Annotated in this window: 25 protein-coding genes; all 25 read left to right on the top strand. The window is 65.8% G+C overall.

Going from position 1 to position 16307, the window contains the following annotated elements:
• Nucleotides 1-28 precede the first annotated feature (28 nt).
• The 25 genes from fusA to P3T35_RS14240 all read left to right on the top strand — a co-directional run bounded on the left by fusA (nt 29) and on the right by P3T35_RS14240 (nt 16204).
• Nucleotides 29-2134, top strand: a complete 2106-nt coding sequence (gene fusA, locus P3T35_RS14360; RefSeq protein WP_101381379.1) for an elongation factor G — start codon at nt 29-31, stop codon at nt 2132-2134.
• 219 nt (nt 2135-2353) lie between these two features.
• On the top strand, nt 2354-3547 hold the full coding sequence (tuf, locus tag P3T35_RS14355) for an elongation factor Tu (RefSeq protein WP_101381380.1): 1194 nt from the start codon (nt 2354-2356) through the stop codon (nt 3545-3547).
• Nucleotides 3548-4098: 551 nt separating this feature from the next.
• Nucleotides 4099-4407, top strand: coding sequence for a 30S ribosomal protein S10 (gene rpsJ, locus P3T35_RS14350; protein WP_012785157.1), 309 nt, complete (start codon nt 4099-4101; stop codon nt 4405-4407).
• Between the two features lie 14 nt (nt 4408-4421).
• Nucleotides 4422-5069 (top strand): 50S ribosomal protein L3, encoded by a 648-nt coding sequence (gene rplC / locus P3T35_RS14345; protein WP_101381381.1) that lies wholly within the window; start codon nt 4422-4424, stop codon nt 5067-5069.
• A gap of 4 nt (nt 5070-5073) precedes the next feature.
• A complete protein-coding gene (gene rplD / locus P3T35_RS14340) occupies nt 5074-5751 on the top strand; it encodes a 50S ribosomal protein L4 (RefSeq protein ID WP_101381382.1) in 678 nt (225 codons plus the stop codon).
• Nucleotides 5751-6068, top strand: a complete 318-nt coding sequence (rplW, locus tag P3T35_RS14335; RefSeq protein WP_101381383.1) for a 50S ribosomal protein L23 — start codon at nt 5751-5753, stop codon at nt 6066-6068. The genes rplD and rplW overlap by 1 nt, the downstream gene beginning before the upstream one ends.
• A 35-nt stretch (nt 6069-6103) precedes the next feature.
• Complete coding sequence (rplB, locus tag P3T35_RS14330; protein WP_101381384.1) at nt 6104-6940, top strand: 50S ribosomal protein L2; 837 nt, start codon at nt 6104-6106, stop codon at nt 6938-6940.
• 11 nt (nt 6941-6951) lie between these two features.
• Nucleotides 6952-7233 carry a 30S ribosomal protein S19 gene (gene rpsS / locus P3T35_RS14325; protein ID WP_030280772.1) on the top strand — a complete coding sequence of 94 codons (282 nt, stop codon included), beginning with the start codon at nt 6952-6954 and terminating at the stop codon, nt 7231-7233.
• A gap of 59 nt (nt 7234-7292) precedes the next feature.
• Complete coding sequence (rplV, locus tag P3T35_RS14320) at nt 7293-7640, top strand: 50S ribosomal protein L22 (RefSeq protein WP_101381385.1); 348 nt, start codon at nt 7293-7295, stop codon at nt 7638-7640.
• Nucleotides 7640-8467 (top strand): 30S ribosomal protein S3, encoded by an 828-nt coding sequence (rpsC, locus tag P3T35_RS14315; protein WP_101381386.1) that lies wholly within the window; start codon nt 7640-7642, stop codon nt 8465-8467. Before rplV ends, rpsC begins: the two co-directional genes overlap by 1 nt.
• Before the next feature lie 5 nt (nt 8468-8472).
• A complete protein-coding gene (gene rplP / locus P3T35_RS14310; protein ID WP_101381387.1) occupies nt 8473-8892 on the top strand; it encodes a 50S ribosomal protein L16 in 420 nt (139 codons plus the stop codon).
• Nucleotides 8892-9116 carry a 50S ribosomal protein L29 gene (gene rpmC, locus P3T35_RS14305; protein WP_101381388.1) on the top strand — a complete coding sequence of 75 codons (225 nt, stop codon included), beginning with the start codon at nt 8892-8894 and terminating at the stop codon, nt 9114-9116. Before rplP ends, rpmC begins: the two co-directional genes overlap by 1 nt.
• Complete coding sequence (gene rpsQ, locus P3T35_RS14300; protein WP_030280777.1) at nt 9116-9388, top strand: 30S ribosomal protein S17; 273 nt, start codon at nt 9116-9118, stop codon at nt 9386-9388. Before rpmC ends, rpsQ begins: the two co-directional genes overlap by 1 nt.
• 108 nt (nt 9389-9496) lie before the next feature.
• Nucleotides 9497-9868 carry a 50S ribosomal protein L14 gene (gene rplN, locus P3T35_RS14295; RefSeq protein WP_030232481.1) on the top strand — a complete coding sequence of 124 codons (372 nt, stop codon included), beginning with the start codon at nt 9497-9499 and terminating at the stop codon, nt 9866-9868.
• Nucleotides 9869-9883: 15 nt separating this feature from the next.
• On the top strand, nt 9884-10195 hold the full coding sequence (gene rplX, locus P3T35_RS14290; protein WP_101385140.1) for a 50S ribosomal protein L24: 312 nt from the start codon (nt 9884-9886) through the stop codon (nt 10193-10195).
• Complete coding sequence (gene rplE, locus P3T35_RS14285) at nt 10195-10764, top strand: 50S ribosomal protein L5 (RefSeq protein ID WP_101381389.1); 570 nt, start codon at nt 10195-10197, stop codon at nt 10762-10764. The genes rplX and rplE overlap by 1 nt, the downstream gene beginning before the upstream one ends.
• 3 nt (nt 10765-10767) lie before the next feature.
• Nucleotides 10768-10953 (top strand): type Z 30S ribosomal protein S14, encoded by a 186-nt coding sequence (locus P3T35_RS14280; protein ID WP_030393303.1) that lies wholly within the window; start codon nt 10768-10770, stop codon nt 10951-10953.
• 269 nt (nt 10954-11222) lie between these two features.
• Nucleotides 11223-11630, top strand: a complete 408-nt coding sequence (rpsH, locus tag P3T35_RS14275; protein ID WP_101381390.1) for a 30S ribosomal protein S8 — start codon at nt 11223-11225, stop codon at nt 11628-11630.
• Between the two features lie 22 nt (nt 11631-11652).
• Entirely contained in the window at nt 11653-12192 is a 540-nt protein-coding gene (gene rplF / locus P3T35_RS14270; protein WP_101381391.1) for a 50S ribosomal protein L6, read from the top strand.
• A gap of 3 nt (nt 12193-12195) precedes the next feature.
• A complete protein-coding gene (rplR, locus tag P3T35_RS14265) occupies nt 12196-12579 on the top strand; it encodes a 50S ribosomal protein L18 (RefSeq protein WP_101381392.1) in 384 nt (127 codons plus the stop codon).
• Between the two features lie 48 nt (nt 12580-12627).
• Nucleotides 12628-13272, top strand: a complete 645-nt coding sequence (gene rpsE, locus P3T35_RS14260; protein ID WP_101381393.1) for a 30S ribosomal protein S5 — start codon at nt 12628-12630, stop codon at nt 13270-13272.
• Complete coding sequence (rpmD, locus tag P3T35_RS14255) at nt 13272-13454, top strand: 50S ribosomal protein L30 (protein ID WP_030300409.1); 183 nt, start codon at nt 13272-13274, stop codon at nt 13452-13454. The genes rpsE and rpmD overlap by 1 nt, the downstream gene beginning before the upstream one ends.
• Nucleotides 13454-13909: a 50S ribosomal protein L15 gene (rplO, locus tag P3T35_RS14250; protein ID WP_101381394.1), complete on the top strand. Its 456-nt coding sequence runs from the start codon at nt 13454-13456 to the stop codon at nt 13907-13909. Before rpmD ends, rplO begins: the two co-directional genes overlap by 1 nt.
• Before the next feature lie 328 nt (nt 13910-14237).
• Nucleotides 14238-15545 (top strand): preprotein translocase subunit SecY, encoded by a 1308-nt coding sequence (secY, locus tag P3T35_RS14245; RefSeq protein WP_101381395.1) that lies wholly within the window; start codon nt 14238-14240, stop codon nt 15543-15545.
• Nucleotides 15545-16204 (top strand): adenylate kinase, encoded by a 660-nt coding sequence (locus tag P3T35_RS14240; RefSeq protein ID WP_101381396.1) that lies wholly within the window; start codon nt 15545-15547, stop codon nt 16202-16204. Before secY ends, P3T35_RS14240 begins: the two co-directional genes overlap by 1 nt.
• Nucleotides 16205-16307 lie beyond the last annotated feature (103 nt).

Genomic DNA, 16307 nt, shown 5'->3' with positions numbered 1-16307 from the left:
TCACTAGACAGAGAGAGAACGAGCCACCATGGCTACAACCTCCCTTGACCTCGCCAAGGTCCGCAACATCGGGATCATGGCGCACATCGACGCGGGCAAGACCACCACCACCGAGCGGATCCTGTTCTACACCGGTGTCTCGTACAAGATCGGTGAGGTCCACGATGGCGCTGCCACCATGGACTGGATGGAGCAGGAGCAGGAGCGCGGCATCACGATCACGTCGGCCGCGACGACCTGTCACTGGACGCTCGACGGCGTTGACAACACCATCAACATCATCGACACCCCGGGCCACGTCGACTTCACCGTCGAGGTGGAGCGCTCGCTGCGCGTCCTCGACGGTGGCGTGACGGTGTTCGACGGCGTCGCCGGTGTCGAGCCCCAGTCCGAGACCGTGTGGCGGCAGGCTGACCGCTACGGCGTTCCGCGCATCTGCTTCGTCAACAAGCTGGACCGCACGGGCGCCAACTTCTTCTTCTGCGTGCAGACCATCAAGGACCGCCTCAACGCGACCCCGCTGGTCATGCAGCTGCCGATCGGTGCCGAGGCCGACTTCACCGGCGTCGTCGACCTGGTGAAGATGAAGGCCCTGGTCTGGTCCGCGGACGCCCCCAAGGGCGAGATGTACGACACCGTCGAGATCCCGGCCGACCTGGCCGAGCAGGCGGCGGAGTACCGCGAGGCGCTGCTCGACACCGTGTCGAACGTCAGCGACGAGGTGATGGAGCTCGCCCTCGAGGGCGAGGACATCCCCGAGGAGCTGCTGATCGCCGCGATCCGCAAGGGCACGCTGAACTCGGACTTCACCCCGATCTTCTGCGGCTCCGCGTTCAAGAACAAGGGCGTCCAGCCCCTGCTCGACGCGGTCGTGAAGTACCTGCCGTCGCCGCTCGACATCGAGAGCATCAAGGGCACCAAGCCCGGCGACGACTCGGTCGAGATCGTCCGCAAGGCCTCGGACGACGAGCCGCTCGCCGCGCTCGCGTTCAAGATCATGTCGGACCCGCACCTCGGCAAGCTCACCTTCGTCCGGGTTTACTCGGGCCGCCTGGAGTCCGGCACCTCGGTGCTGAACTCCGTCAAGGGCAAGAAGGAGCGCATCGGCAAGATCTACCGCATGCACGCGAACAAGCGTGAGGAGATCGAGTCGGTGGGCGCCGGCGACATCATCGCCGTCATGGGCCTGAAGCAGACCACCACCGGTGAGACGCTGAGCGACGAGAAGAACCCGGTCATCCTGGAGTCCATGGACTTCCCGGCCCCGGTCATCCGCGTCGCCATCGAGCCCAAGTCCAAGGGTGACCAGGAGAAGCTGGGTGTCGCCATCCAGCGTCTCGCGGAGGAGGACCCCTCCTTCCAGGTCAACACGGACGAGGAGACCGGCCAGACCATCATCGCGGGTATGGGCGAGCTGCACCTCGAGGTGCTGGTCGACCGTATGAAGCGTGAGTTCAAGGTCGAGGCCAACGTCGGCAAGCCGCAGGTCGCGTACCGCGAGACGATCCGCAAGGCCGTCGAGCGGATCGACTACACGCACAAGAAGCAGACCGGTGGCTCCGGCCAGTTCGCCAAGATCCAGATCGCGATCGAGCCTCTGGAGAGCGGCGACGGCTACGAGTTCGTCAACAAGGTCACCGGTGGCCGCGTGCCGAAGGAGTACATCCCTTCGGTCGACGCCGGTTGCCAGGAGGCCATGGAGTTCGGTGTCCTCGCCGGCTACCCGCTGCAGGGTGTCCGCGTGACGCTGCTCGACGGTGCCTCGCACGACGTCGACTCCTCCGAGCTCGCGTTCAAGATCGCCGGCTCGATGGCCTTCAAGGAAGGCGCCAGGAAGGCCGGTCCGGCCCTCCTGGAGCCGATGATGGCCGTCGAGGTCACCACGCCCGAGGACTACATGGGCGAGGTCATCGGCGACATCAACTCTCGTCGTGGCCAGATCCGGTCCATGGACGAGCGTCACGGCGCCCGCGTGGTCAACGCGCTGGTGCCGCTCTCCGAGATGTTCGGCTACGTCGGTGACCTGCGCAGCAAGACCTCTGGTCGCGCGAGCTACTCGATGCAGTTCGACTCGTACGCCGAGGTTCCGCGGAACGTGGCGGAGGAGATCATCGCCAAGGCCAAGGGCGAGTAAGACCGGTCCGTCCGGTCTGCGGTTGGTCCCGGAAAACGGGACGAACCGGAACCCTTAGGCTGATAGGAGGCATATCCGGCGGGGTCGTACCCGACCCCGCCGGGCCTCCGCCCCCATCCGCGGGACGGCATGGGGTGTGTCACAGCACCCCGTACCACAACCCGATCAAAGACCAACTGACGTCGTACGGCGTACAGAACTGTCCTCAGGAGGACTGAAGTGGCGAAGGCGAAGTTCGAGCGGACGAAGCCCCACGTCAACATCGGCACCATTGGTCACATTGACCACGGCAAGACCACGCTGACTGCGGCCATCACCAAGGTGCTGCACGACGCGTACCCGGACATCAACCCCTTCACGCCGTTCGACCAGATCGACAAGGCCCCGGAGGAGCGTCAGCGCGGTATCACCATCTCGATCGCGCACGTCGAGTACCAGACCGAGGCGCGTCACTACGCCCACGTCGACTGCCCGGGTCACGCCGACTACATCAAGAACATGATCACCGGTGCCGCCCAGATGGACGGCGCCATCCTGGTGGTCGCCGCCACCGACGGCCCGATGCCGCAGACCAAGGAGCACGTCCTCCTGGCCCGCCAGGTCGGCGTCCCCTACATCGTTGTCGCCCTGAACAAGGCCGACATGGTGGACGACGAGGAGATCCTGGAGCTCGTCGAGCTCGAGGTCCGCGAGCTGCTCTCGGAGTACGAGTTCCCGGGTGACGACCTGCCGGTCGTCCGCGTCTCCGCGCTGAAGGCGCTGGAGGGCGACAAGGAGTGGGGCGAGAAGCTCCTCGGCCTGATGCACGCGGTGGACGAGAACATCCCCACCCCGGAGCGTCTGACCGACCAGCCGTTCCTGATGCCGATCGAGGACGTCTTCACGATCACCGGTCGTGGCACCGTCGTCACCGGTCGCATCGAGCGCGGTGTCCTGAAGGTCAACGAGACCGTCGACATCATCGGCATCAAGACCACCAAGACCACCACCACGGTCACCGGTATCGAGATGTTCCGCAAGCTGCTCGACGAGGGCCAGGCCGGTGAGAACGTCGGTCTGCTGCTCCGCGGCATCAAGCGCGAGGACGTCGAGCGCGGCCAGGTCATCATCAAGCCGGGTTCGGTCACGCCGCACACCGACTTCGAGGCCCAGGCCTACATCCTGTCGAAGGACGAGGGTGGCCGCCACACCCCGTTCTTCAACAACTACCGCCCGCAGTTCTACTTCCGTACCACGGACGTGACCGGCGTCGTGACCCTCCCCGAGGGCACCGAGATGGTCATGCCGGGCGACAACACCGCCATGACGGTCGCGCTGATCCAGCCGGTCGCCATGGAGGAGGGCCTGAAGTTCGCCATCCGTGAGGGTGGCCGCACCGTCGGCGCCGGCCAGGTCACCAAGATCGTCAAGTAATTCTGACGCTCTGACCTAGCTCGAAAAGGGCTCCGGAACCCACTCGTGAGAGCGGGTTCCGGAGCCCTTTCGCGTGTCCGGCCGAGGAATTGACGGCGGATCAGGGTCGGTACCCCTGCTCGATTGGCGCCAAACGCCTCTGATATGGCAAGATAGCCAAGTTGCTCGGTTGAGTGCCGATGCTGCGCGCCTCCCGCCGGGAGGACTGGAAGCGAGTCCCATGTACTCGTCGTTCCCGTGATGGCCGTTCATATGGTCCGGGCCCGCCCATCAGGGTGAGCCTGTGGACCGTAGTGGTGTGTAAGCGACACCGCGGCAGCTGCGGGGCGAAAGTACGGGAATCTTCCGGGAAGCGTGGGCGGGGCCTCGACCCGGCGTCCACGGGTGCAAGACCGACCCGGACCCCGAGGTGCTTTTGCGCTTCTTTCGCAGTTCGAGCGCGACACGCCCGAGCGCGGGGACCGGAGGAAACCACTCGGGGCGCCACCGGAACAGTCCACCCGGACCGACCGGTCGCAAAGCAACAGAGGACAAAGGACTACGAAGTAGCCATGGCGGGACAGAAGATCCGCATCCGGCTCAAGGCCTACGACCACGAGGTCATCGACTCCTCGGCGAAGAAGATCGTCGAGACGGTGATCCGCACTGGTGCGCAGGTCGCGGGCCCGGTGCCGCTGCCCACTGAGAAGAACGTGTACTGCGTCATCCGCTCGCCGCACAAGTACAAGGACTCGCGCGAGCACTTCGAGATGCGTACTCACAAGCGTCTGATCGACATCCTCGACCCCACGCCGAAGACGGTTGACTCGCTGATGCGTCTCGACCTGCCGGCTGGCGTCGACATCGAGATCAAGCTCTGAGAGGCGCACCGAAGATGGCTAAGCAGATTAAGGGCATCCTGGGCGAGAAGCTCGGCATGACCCAGGTCTGGGACGAGAACAACCGGATCGTTCCGGTGACCGTCGTCAAGGCTGGGCCCAATGTCGTGACCCAGGTCCACACCGCCGACAGCCCGGCCGGCTACAGCGCCGTCCAGCTCGGCTTCGGCGAGATCGACCCCCGCAAGGTGAACAAGCCCCTCGCGGGCCACTTCGCCAAGGCCGGTGTCACCCCGCGCCGCCACCTGGTCGAGATCCGTACCACGGACGCGTCCGAGTACACCCTCGGCCAGGAGATCACCGCTGAGCTGTTCGAGGCGGGTGTCAAGGTCGACGTGACCGGCACCTCCAAGGGCAAGGGCTTCGCCGGTGTGATGAAGCGTCACAACTTCAAGGGTCTCGGCGCCGGTCACGGCACCCAGCGCAAGCACCGTTCGCCCGGTTCGATCGGTGGCTGCGCCACCCCGGGCCGCGTGTTCAAGGGCCTGCGCATGGCTGGTCGGATGGGCCACGAGCGTGTGACCACCCAGAACCTGACCGTGCACGCGGTCGACGCGGAGAAGGGCCTGCTGCTCATCAAGGGCGCCGTCCCGGGCCCGAACGGCGGCCTCGTCCTCGTCCGCACCGCGGCGAAGGGGCTGTGAGGAAATGAGCACCATTGACATCCTGTCGCCGGCTGGCGACAAGACCGGCAGCCTCGAGCTGCCGGCCGAGATCTTCGACGCGAAGGTCAGCGTTCCGCTGATGCACCAGGTCGTCGTGGCGCAGCTCGCTGCGGCCCGTCAGGGCACCCACAAGACCAAGACTCGCGGCGAGGTCCGCGGTGGCGGCAGGAAGCCGTACCGCCAGAAGGGCACCGGCCGGGCTCGTCAGGGCTCGACCCGCGCGCCGCAGTTCGCCGGCGGTGGCGTTGTGCACGGTCCGGTTCCGCGCGACTACTCGCAGCGGACCCCGAAGAAGATGATCGCTGCCGCTCTCCGCGGTGCGCTCACCGACCGCGCCCGGCACAGCCGCATCCACGTCGTCACCGGCGTGACCGCGACCGAGGCGCCGTCGACCAAGGCCGCCAAGGGCCTGTTCGGCAAGATCACCGACCGCAAGAACGTCCTCCTGGTCGTCGAGCGTGCGGACGAGCTGGGCGTCAAGTCCGCTCGCAACCTGCCGAACGTGCACATCCTGGACTTCGGTCAGCTGAACACCTACGACGTGCTCGTCTCCGACGATGTGGTCTTCACCCAGGCCGCCTTCGAGCGTTTCGTGGCCGGTCCGGCCGCGTCCGCCAAGGCCGTTGCCGCTGAGGGCGAGCTCGAAGGGAGCGCCGCCTGATGAGCGACGTCACGAGCAAGACGTTCACGGACCCCCGTGACGTTCTGGTGAAGCCGGTTATCTCCGAGAAGAGCTACGCGCTCCTCGACGAGAACAAGTACACGTTCGTCGTGTCGCCCGGTGCCAACAAGACCCAGATCAAGCAGGCCGTCGAGGCGGTCTTCTCGGTCAAGGTTGAGTCCGTCAACACGCTCAACCGTCAGGGCAAGCGCAAGCGCTCCAAGACGGGCTTTGGCAAGCGCAAGGACACCAAGCGCGCCATCGTGACGCTGGCCGAGGGCAACCGCATCGACATCTTCGGTGGTCCGGTCTCCTGACCGGGGCCTGACCGTCGATTAGGACGAGGACAGAAATGGGTATCCGCAAGTACAAGCCGACTACGCCGGGCCGTCGTGGCGCCAGCGTGGCCGACTTCGTCGAAATCACGCGGTCCACGCCGGAGAAGTCGCTGGTTCGCCCCCTGCACAGCAAGGGCGGCCGTAACAACGCCGGTCGTATCACCGCTCGCCACCAGGGTGGCGGTCACAAGCGCGCCTACCGCGTGATCGACTTCCGTCGTCACGACAAGGACGGCGTGCCGGCCAAGGTCGCGCACATCGAGTACGACCCCAACCGCACCGCGCGCATCGCGCTCCTGCACTACGCGGACGGCGAGAAGCGCTACATCATCGCCCCGCGCGGCATCGCGCAGGGTGACCGGATTGAGAACGGCGCTGGCGCCGACATCAAGCCGGGCAACAACCTGCCGCTCCGCAACATCCCGGTCGGTACCACCATCCACGCGGTGGAGCTGCGTCCGGGTGGCGGTGCCAAGATGGCCCGCTCCGCCGGTTCCGGCATTCAGCTGCTCGCCCGTGAGGGCCGCATGGCGCACCTGCGCATGCCCTCCGGTGAGATCCGCCTGGTCGACGTGCGCTGCCGCGCCACCGTCGGCGAGGTCGGCAACGCCGAGCAGTCGAACATCAACTGGGGCAAGGCCGGCCGTATGCGCTGGAAGGGCGTCCGCCCGACCGTGCGTGGTGTGGCCATGAACCCGATCGACCACCCGCACGGTGGTGGTGAGGGTAAGACCTCTGGTGGTCGCCACCCGGTTTCGCCGTGGGGCCAGAAGGAGGGTCGCACCCGCAAGCCGAACAAGGCTTCGGACGCCCTCATCGTGCGCCGCCGCAAGACCAACAAGAAGCGCTAGGAGCAGGTCAGATGCCGCGCAGTCTTAAGAAGGGCCCCTTCATCGACGGCCACCTCATCAAGAAGGTGGACGCTCAGAACGAGGCGGGTACCCAGAACGTCATCAAGACCTGGTCCCGTCGTTCCGTGATCAGCCCGAGCATGCTCGGTCACACGATCGCGGTTCACGATGGCCGCAAGCACGTCCCGGTGTTCGTCACCGAGTCGATGGTCGGCCACAAGCTCGGCGAGTTCGCTCCGACCCGCACCTTCCGCGGCCACGTCAAGGAAGACCGCAAGTCGAAGCGCCGCTAAGGCCTCCGAGCTTCAGCGCCAGAACGACTTAAGTGACTTACTCCATTAAGGGGACAACCATGGAAGCCAGGGCACAGGCGCGGTACATCCGCGTGACGCCCATGAAGGCCCGCCGCGTGGTGGACCTCATCCGTGGCGTCGACGCCACGGAGGCCCGGGCGATCCTGCGGTTCTCGCCGCAGGCCGCCACTGTGCCGGTTGGCAAGGTGCTCGAGAGCGCCATCGCCAACGCGAAGCACAACTACAACCACTCCAACGAGAACGACCTCGTCATCTCCGAGGCGTACGTTGACGAGGGCCCGACCCTGAAGCGGTTCCGCCCGCGCGCCCAGGGCCGCGCCTACCGGATCCGGAAGCGGACCAGCCACATCACCGTGGTCGTCAGCAGCAAGGAAGGGACCCGGTAATGGGCCAGAAGGTTAACCCGCACGGGTTCCGCCTCGGCATCAGCACGGACTTCAAGTCCCGCTGGTACGCCGACAAGCTGTACAAGGACTACGTCAAGGAAGACGTTGCCATTCGTCGCATGATGACGAAGGGCATGGAGCGCGCCGGCATCTCCAAGGTCGAGATCGAGCGCACCCGCGACCGCGTCCGCGTTGACATCCACACCGCCCGCCCCGGCATCGTGATCGGTCGCCGTGGCACCGAGGCCGACCGCATCCGCGGCGACCTCGAGAAGCTGACCGGCAAGCAGGTCCAGCTGAACATCCTCGAGGTCAAGAACCCCGAGCTGGACGCCCAGCTCGTGGCTCAGGGCGTCGCGGAGCAGCTGTCCTCCCGCGTGTCGTTCCGCCGTGCCATGCGCAAGAGCATGCAGGGCACCATGAAGTCCGGCGCCAAGGGCATCAAGGTCCAGTGCTCCGGTCGTCTCGGCGGCGCCGAGATGAGCCGTTCGGAGTTCTACCGCGAGGGTCGCGTGCCGCTGCACACCCTCCGTGCGAACGTCGACTACGGCTTCTTCGAGGCCAAGACGACCTTCGGCCGCATCGGCGTGAAGGTCTGGATCTACAAGGGCGACGTCAAGAACATCGCCGAGGTCCGCGCTGAGAACGCCGCTGCCCGCTCGGGCAACCGTCCGGCCCGCAACGACGCCCGCCCCGCGCGCGGCGAGCGTGGCGGCCGCGGCGAGCGTGGTGGCGCCCGTGGCGGTCGTCGTCCCGCGAACACCGAGGCCCAGGCCTCGGCTGTGACCGAGACGCCGGCTGCCGAGAGCACCGGAACGGAGGCCTGACCCTCATGCTGATCCCCCGTCGGGTCAAGCACCGCAAGCAGCACCACCCCAAGCGTGGTGGCGCGGCCAAGGGCGGTACGGAGCTGGCGTTCGGCCAGTTCGGTATCCAGGCCGTGACCCCGGCCTACGTGACCAACCGTCAGATCGAGTCCGCTCGTATCGCGATCAACCGTCACATCCGCCGTGGTGGCAAGGTCTGGATCAACATCTACCCGGACCGTCCGCTCACCAAGAAGCCGGCCGAGACCCGCATGGGTTCCGGTAAGGGTTCGCCGGAGTGGTGGATCGCGAACGTGCACCCGGGTCGGGTCATGTTCGAGCTGTCGTACCCGAACGAGAAGGTGGCTCGCGAGGCGCTCACCCGCGCCGCGCACAAGCTGCCGATGAAGTGCCGGATCGTCCGGCGCGAGGACGGTGAGAGCTGATGTCGGCCGGCACCAAGGCTGCTGAGCTGCGCGAGCTGGACAACGAGGCGCTCGTTGCCAAGCTTCGTGAGGCCAAGGAGGAGCTGTTCAACCTCCGCTTCCAGGCGGCGACCGGACAGCTCGACAACCACGGACGGCTTCGCCTCGTCCGTAAGGACATCGCGCGGATCTACACCCTGATGCGCGAGCGCGAGCTGGGCATCGAGACGGTGGAGAACGCCTGATGACTGAGAACACCAACGAGACGCGCGGTTTCCGCAAGACCCGTGAGGGTCTCGTCGTCAGCGACAAGATGGACAAGACCGTCGTCGTCGCCGTCGAGGACCGCGTCAAGCACGCTCTGTACGGCAAGGTCATTCGCCGTACGAACAAGCTGAAGGCGCACGACGAGCAGAACGCGTGCGGCGTGGGCGACCGGGTCCTCCTCGCGGAGACCCGCCCGCTGTCCGCGACGAAGCGCTGGCGCGTCGTCGAGATCCTCGAGAAGGCCAAGTAACGAAGCCGATGAGGTACGGCCGTATGTGCACCAGGTCTGTGACTGTTACGGACGCCGGTGTGAGCAGCGGCCGGCCCGTCGACTCTCGTTGACGATCAGGAGAAAGCTGTGATCCAGCAGGAGTCGCGACTGCGTGTCGCCGACAACACGGGTGCCAAGGAGATTCTCTGCATCCGCGTTCTCGGTGGCTCCGGTCGCCGCTACGCCGGTATCGGGGACGTCATCGTCGCCACCGTCAAGGACGCGATCCCCGGTGGTTCGGTGAAGAAGGGCGACGTCGTCAAGTGCGTCGTCGTTCGCACGGTGAAGGAGCGCCGTCGTCCGGACGGTTCCTACATCCGCTTCGACGAGAACGCCGCTGTCGTTCTCAAGAACACCGAGGGTGACCCCCGTGGTACCCGCATCTTCGGCCCGGTGGGCCGCGAGCTGCGTGACAAGAAGTTCATGAAGATCATCTCGCTGGCGCCGGAGGTGCTCTAACCCATGGCGAACAGCATGAAGATCAAGAAGGGTGACCTGGTTCAGGTCATCACCGGCAAGGACAAGGGCAAGCAGGGCAAGGTCATTCAGGCCATGCCGGCTGAGAACAAGGTCCTCGTCGAGGGTGTGAACCGGGTCAAGAAGCACACCAAGCCCGGCCAGGGCACCGCCGGTGGCATCGTCACCGTCGAGGCCCCGGTGCACGTTTCCAACGTGCAGCTGGTCGTGGAGAAGGACGGCAAGAAGGTCGTCACCCGCGTTGGCTACCGCTTCGATGAGCAGGGCAACAAGATCCGTGTTGCCAAGCGGACCGGTGAGGACATCTGATGTCTGAGACGACTGTTGAGAAGGTGACCCCCCGTCTCAAGGAGCGTTACAACTCCGAGATCAAGGGTCAGCTGCACGAGGAGTTCTCGTACGAGAACGTCATGCTGATCCCCGGCCTGGTCAAGGTCGTGGTCAACATGGGTGTCGGCGAGGCCGCCCGTGACAGCAAGCTGATCGAGGGTGCCATCAAGGACCTGACCGCGATCACCGGTCAGAAGCCCGCTGTCACCAAGGCTCGTAAGTCCATCGCGCAGTTCAAGCTGCGTGAGGGCCAGCCGATCGGCACCCACGTCACCCTCCGTGGTGACCGCATGTGGGAGTTCCTGGACCGTCTGGTGTCGCTGGCCCTGCCGCGTATCCGTGACTTCCGTGGCCTCTCCCCGAAGCAGTTCGACGGTCGTGGCAACTACACCTTCGGTCTGACCGAGCAGGTTATGTTCCACGAGATCGACCAGGACAAGGTCGACCGTCAGCGCGGTATGGACATCACCGTCGTGACCACCGCCAAGACCGACGATGAGGGCCGGGCGCTGCTGCGCGCTCTGGGCTTCCCGTTCAAGGAGGCGTGAGCCGTGGCGAAGAAGTCCCTCATCGCAAAGGCCGAGCGCAAGCCGAAGTTCGGCGTGCGGGCCTACACCCGGTGCCAGCGGTGCGGTCGTCCGCACTCGGTGTACCGCAAGTTCGGCCTCTGCCGTGTCTGCCTTCGTGAGATGGCGCACCGCGGCGAGCTGCCGGGCGTGACCAAGAGCTCCTGGTAATCCAGCGCTCCTGGTGAACGCATAGCGAAGCAGAGGTGCCCGACCCCACAGCGCCCAGATTTGGGCAGCCTTTCGGATTCCCGTAAGGTAGTGGGGTCGGGCCCCCTGTCGCGGCATCCCCATGGATGCTGCGGCTCTTCTCTGAAGGGCTCGCACCCAGTCTTACTAACGCCGTAGGTCCCCTGCGTTTGTGCCCCTGCTGCACTCCACCGAGTGCAGGAGGGGGACCTGACGCGGAGAAACCACGGCGAGAGAGGCCTGAGGCCACCATGACCATGACCGACCCCATCGCAGACATGCTGACGCGTCTGCGGAACGCCAACTCGGCGTACCACGACACTGTCGCGATGCCTGCCAGCAAGATCAAGGCGCACGTTGCCGAGATCCTGCAGCAGGAGGGGTACATCTCCTCCTACAAGGTTGAGGACCCGAGCGAGGGCGAGGTGGGCAAGAAGCTCACCATCGAGCTCAAGTTCGGTCCGAACCGTGAGCGTTCCATCGCCGGCATCAAGCGCATCAGCAAGCCGGGTCTGCGTGTTTACGCAAAGTCCACCAACCTGCCGAAGGTGCTCGGCGGCCTGGGCGTGGCGATCATCTCCACGTCTTCCGGCCTCCTGACCGACAAGCAGGCCGCCAAGAAGGGCGTAGGCGGAGAAGTTCTCGCCTACGTCTGGTAATTCGGGAAACGGAGGTACAGCAATGTCTCGTATTGGACGGCTGCCCATCCCGGTTCCCGCCGGCGTGGACGTCACCATCGATGGCCAGACGGTTTCGGTGAAGGGCCCCAAGGGCGCCCTCACCCACGTCGTCGCGGCGCCGATCGAGATCAGCAAGGACGAGAACGGCACTCTGGTCGTCACTCGCCCGAACGACGAGCGTCAGTCGAAGGCCCTCCACGGCCTCTCGCGCACGCTGGTGGCGAACATGATCACCGGCGTGACCGCGGGCTACCGCAAGTCGCTGGAGATCAGCGGTGTTGGTTACCGCGTCGCGGCGAAGGGCTCCAACATGGAGTTCTCGCTCGGCTACAGCCACCCGATCCTGGTCGAGGCCCCGGAGGGCATTTCCTTCGTGGTCGAGTCGCCCACCAAGTTCCACGTGGACGGCACGGACAAGCAGAAGGTCGGCGAGGTCGCCGCGAAGATCCGCAAGCTGCGCAAGCCCGACCCGTACAAGGCCAAGGGCGTCAAGTACGCGGGCGAGGTCATCCGCCGCAAGGTCGGAAAGAGTGGTAAGTAAGCGATGAGCGTCTCTGTCAAGATCGGCAAGGGCGACGGCTACAAGAACGCCGCCCGCAAGCGCCGCGCGATTCGCGTTCGCAAGCGCGTTGTCGGCACCGAGGTGCGTCCGCGCCTCGTTGTGACGCGCTCGAACCGTCACATGGTCGCCCAGGTCATCGACGACGCCAAGGGTCACACCCTGGCGTCGGCGTCCACCCTCGACGTGTCCATCAAGGGCGCCGAGGGCGACAAGACCGAGCTGGCCAAGAAGGTCGGGAGCCTGGTCGCCGAGCGCGCCAAGGCCGCCGGCATCGAGTCGGTCGTCTTCGACCGCGCGGGCAACCGGTACGCCGGCCGCATCGCCGCCCTGGCGGACGCGGCTCGTGAGGCCGGGCTCGACTTCTAAGCCGCTCGTCGACTCTGTCGGCGGACGTAATCGAGAGAGGTAATTCCAATGGCTGGACCCCAGCGCCGCGGTAGCGGCGCCGGCGGCGGCACCGGTGGCGAGCGGCGCGACCGTAAGCGTGACGACCGGGGCAACGCCCCCGCCGTCGAGAAGACCGCTTACGTCGAGCGCGTCGTCGCGATCAACCGTGTCGCCAAGGTTGTCAAGGGTGGTCGTCGCTTCAGCTTCACCGCGCTGGTCGTGGTGGGCGACGGTGACGGCACCGTGGGTGTCGGTTACGGGAAGGCGAAGGAGGTTCCGGCCGCCATCGCCAAGGGCGTTGAGGAGGCCAAGAAGAACTTCTTCAAGGTTCCCCGTATCCAGGGCACCATCCCGCACCCCGTTCAGGGCGAGAAGGCCGCCGGCGTCGTGCTGCTGAAGCCGGCGTCCCCCGGTACCGGTGTTATCGCCGGTGGTCCGGTGCGTGCCGTCCTGGAGTGCGCCGGCGTTCACGACATCCTGTCGAAGTCGCTCGGCTCGGACAACGCGATCAACATCGTGCACGCCACCGTGGCTGCTCTGAAGGGCCTCGTTCGCCCCGAGGAGATCGCCGCCCGTCGTGGCCTGCCGCTCGAGGACGTGGCTCCGGCCGCCCTGCTGCGCGCTCGCGCGGCCGGCACTGCCGCTGCCGCTCCGGCTGGGGCTGGTGTCTGATGGCGCGCCTGAAGATCACCCAGACCAAGAGCTACATCGGTAGCAAGCAGAACCACCGCGAGACGCTGCGTTCGCTTGGCCTCAAGCGCATGCACGACGTGGTCGTGAAGGAGGACCGTCCCGAGATCCGCGGGATGGCCCAGACCGTGCGTCACCTCGTCACGGTCGAGGAGGTGGACTGATCATGTCTGACAACCCGATCAAGATCCACAACCTGCGTCCCGCCCCGGGTGCCAAGACCGACAAGATCCGTGTCGGTCGTGGTGAAGGCTCCAAGGGTAAGACCGCTGGTCGTGGTACCAAGGGCACCAAGGCCCGCTACCAGGTTCCGCAGCGCTTCGAGGGTGGCCAGATGCCGCTCCACATGCGCCTGCCGAAGCTGAAGGGCTTCAAGAACCCGTTCAAGGTGACCTTCCAGGTCGTCAACCTCGACAAGCTGGCCGAGCTCTACCCGCAGGGTGGCGAGGTCACTGTCGAGGGCCTGGTCGCCAAGGGCGCGGTCCGCAAGAACTCCCTCGTCAAGGTGCTCGGCACCGGCGAGGTCTCGGTTGCGCTGCAGGTGACGGTGGACGCCGTCTCCGGCTCCGCCGCCGAGAAGATCAAGGCCGCCGGCGGCACCGTCACCGAGCTCGTCTGACCCTCAACCGGGTGAGCAGAGCGATCTGACGGCGCGTCAGTGCCGAGAGCCCCGTCCCTCCTTCGAGGGACGGGGCTCTTCTTATTTCTGTGCTCATCACCACGGGTTTCGCGTGCAAGCCCGCTCAAAACCGGGCATCTGGGTCCAGCTTCGACAAGCCTGGGCGTCATGCGCTTCTGCCGAGTGGCCACACACTGTTAGAGTCCCTGGAGTTCCCTTGTAGCCAGGCGCAGTCGACTGTGCCGACGGGGGGACGGCAACCGACATTCACCCCGTCCGACAGGACCGACCCTTCCGCCGACGACGCGCGGGAGGCGCAGGAGGCACCGTGCTCAGTGCGTTCGCGCGGGCGTTCAAGACGCCCGACCTGCGCAAGAAGCTGCTGTTCACGCTGGGCATCATGGTGATCTTCCGGGTGGGCGCGCACATTCCCGTCCCCGGGGTGAACTTCAAGGCCGTCAACCAGTGCGTGAAGATGAGTGGCAACGGGCTGTTCGGCCTGGTCAATCTCTTCAGCGGCGGCGCGCTGCTGCAGTTGACGATCTTCGCCCTCGGCATCATGCCGTACATCACCGCCAGCATCATCCTTCAGCTGCTGACCGTCGTGATCCCGCGACTGGAATCGCTGAAGAAGGAGGGCCAGGCCGGGCAGACGAAGATCACCCAGTACACCCGCTACCTGACCATCGCGCTGGCGATCCTGCAGGGCACCGGCATCGTGGCGACCGCCTCCAACGGCGCGCTGTTCTCGAGCTGCCCGGTGGGCAACCAGGTGGTGCCGGACACCAGCGTGTTCCGGATCGCCCTCATGGTCATCACCATGACGGCGGGCACCACGATCATCATGTGGCTGGGTGAGCTGATCACCGACCGCGGCATCGGCAACGGCATGTCGATCCTGATGTTCACCTCGATCGCCGCCGGCTTCCCGGGCAACGTCTGGACCATCAAGAAGCTCGGCAAGATCGCCGGCGGTTGGTTCGAGTTCTTCGCGGTGATCGCGACCGGCATCGTCGTGATCGTCCTGGTCATCTTCGTGGAACAGGCCCAGCGCCGGATCCCGGTGCAGTACGCCAAGCGAATGATCGGCCGCCGGGCGTTCGGCGGCACCTCGACCTACATCCCGCTGAAGGTCAACCAGGCCGGTGTCATCCCGGTCATCTTCGCCTCCTCGCTGCTGTACATCCCCTCGCTGGTGGCGCAGCTGACCGGCAGCAAGGCGAGCTGGGCGAACTGGGTCAACACGAACTTCACCAAGGGTGACCACCCGATCTACATGATCGCGTACTTCGTACTGATCGTGTTCTTCGCCTTCTTCTATGTCGCGATCTCCTTCAACCCCGAGGAAGTTGCAGACAATATGAAGAAGTATGGTGGCTTCATCCCGGGCATCCGGGCCGGCCGGCCGACGGCCGAATACCTGAACTACGTGCTCACCCGCATCACGTGGCCGGGTTCGCTCTACCTGGGCCTGATCGCTCTTATCCCGATGATCGGCCTGGTCGCCCTGAACGCGAGCACCACCATCCCGTTCGGCGGCACCAGCATCCTCATCATCGTCGGCGTCGGCCTCGAAACTGTGAAGCAGATCGAGAGCCAGCTCCAGCAGCGTAATTACGAAGGGTTCCTCCGCTGATGCGTATCGTCCTCGTCGGACCTCCCGGGGCCGGGAAGGGTACTCAGGCGCACGTGCTCGCCAAGACCCTGTCCATTCCCCACATTTCGACCGGTGACCTCTTCCGGGCCAACATCAGCCAGGGCACCCCGCTCGGCGTCGAGGCCAAGAACTACATGGACCAGGGCCTCCTGGTGCCGGACGAGGTGACCATCGGGATGGCCAAGGACCGGCTCCAGCAGCCGGACACCGCGGCCGGGTTCCTGCTCGACGGCTTCCCGCGCAACCTGGAGCAGGCCAAGGCGCTGGACGCCTTCCTGGCCGACCAGGAGATCGCGCTGGACGGCGTGCTGGACCTGGAGGTTCCCGAGGACGAGGTGGTCAAGCGGATCGCCGGTCGCCGGCTGTGCCGCAACAACGGCGCCCACGTCTTCCACGTGGTCTACAACCCGCCGAAGACCGAGGGCGTCTGCGACGAGTGCGGTGGCGAGCTCTACCAGCGCTCGGACGACACCGAGGAGTCGGTGCGGGTCCGGCTGGAGGAGTACCACTCCAAGACCGAGCCGATCATCGACTACTACCGCGAGCAGCAGCTGGTCACCACCATCTCCGCGCTCGGCAAGGTCGAAGAGGTCACCCAGCGCGCCGTGGACGCGCTGAAGGCCGGCAAGCAGGGCTGAGCCCGACCGGCACAGCTGAACAGAGTCCTCCGCGTGCCGCACGGCCGCGGCACCCCACCCGGGGTGCCGCGGCCGTGCGGCGTCGTACCGTGGGGGAGTGACA

The sequence above is a fragment of the Kitasatospora sp. GP30 genome (genome assembly GCF_029892145.1).
GTDB classification, from domain to species: domain Bacteria; phylum Actinomycetota; class Actinomycetes; order Streptomycetales; family Streptomycetaceae; genus Kitasatospora; species Kitasatospora acidiphila.
Note: the sequence above shows the minus strand (reverse complement) of the source record. Positions and strands in the feature narration are given on the sequence as shown.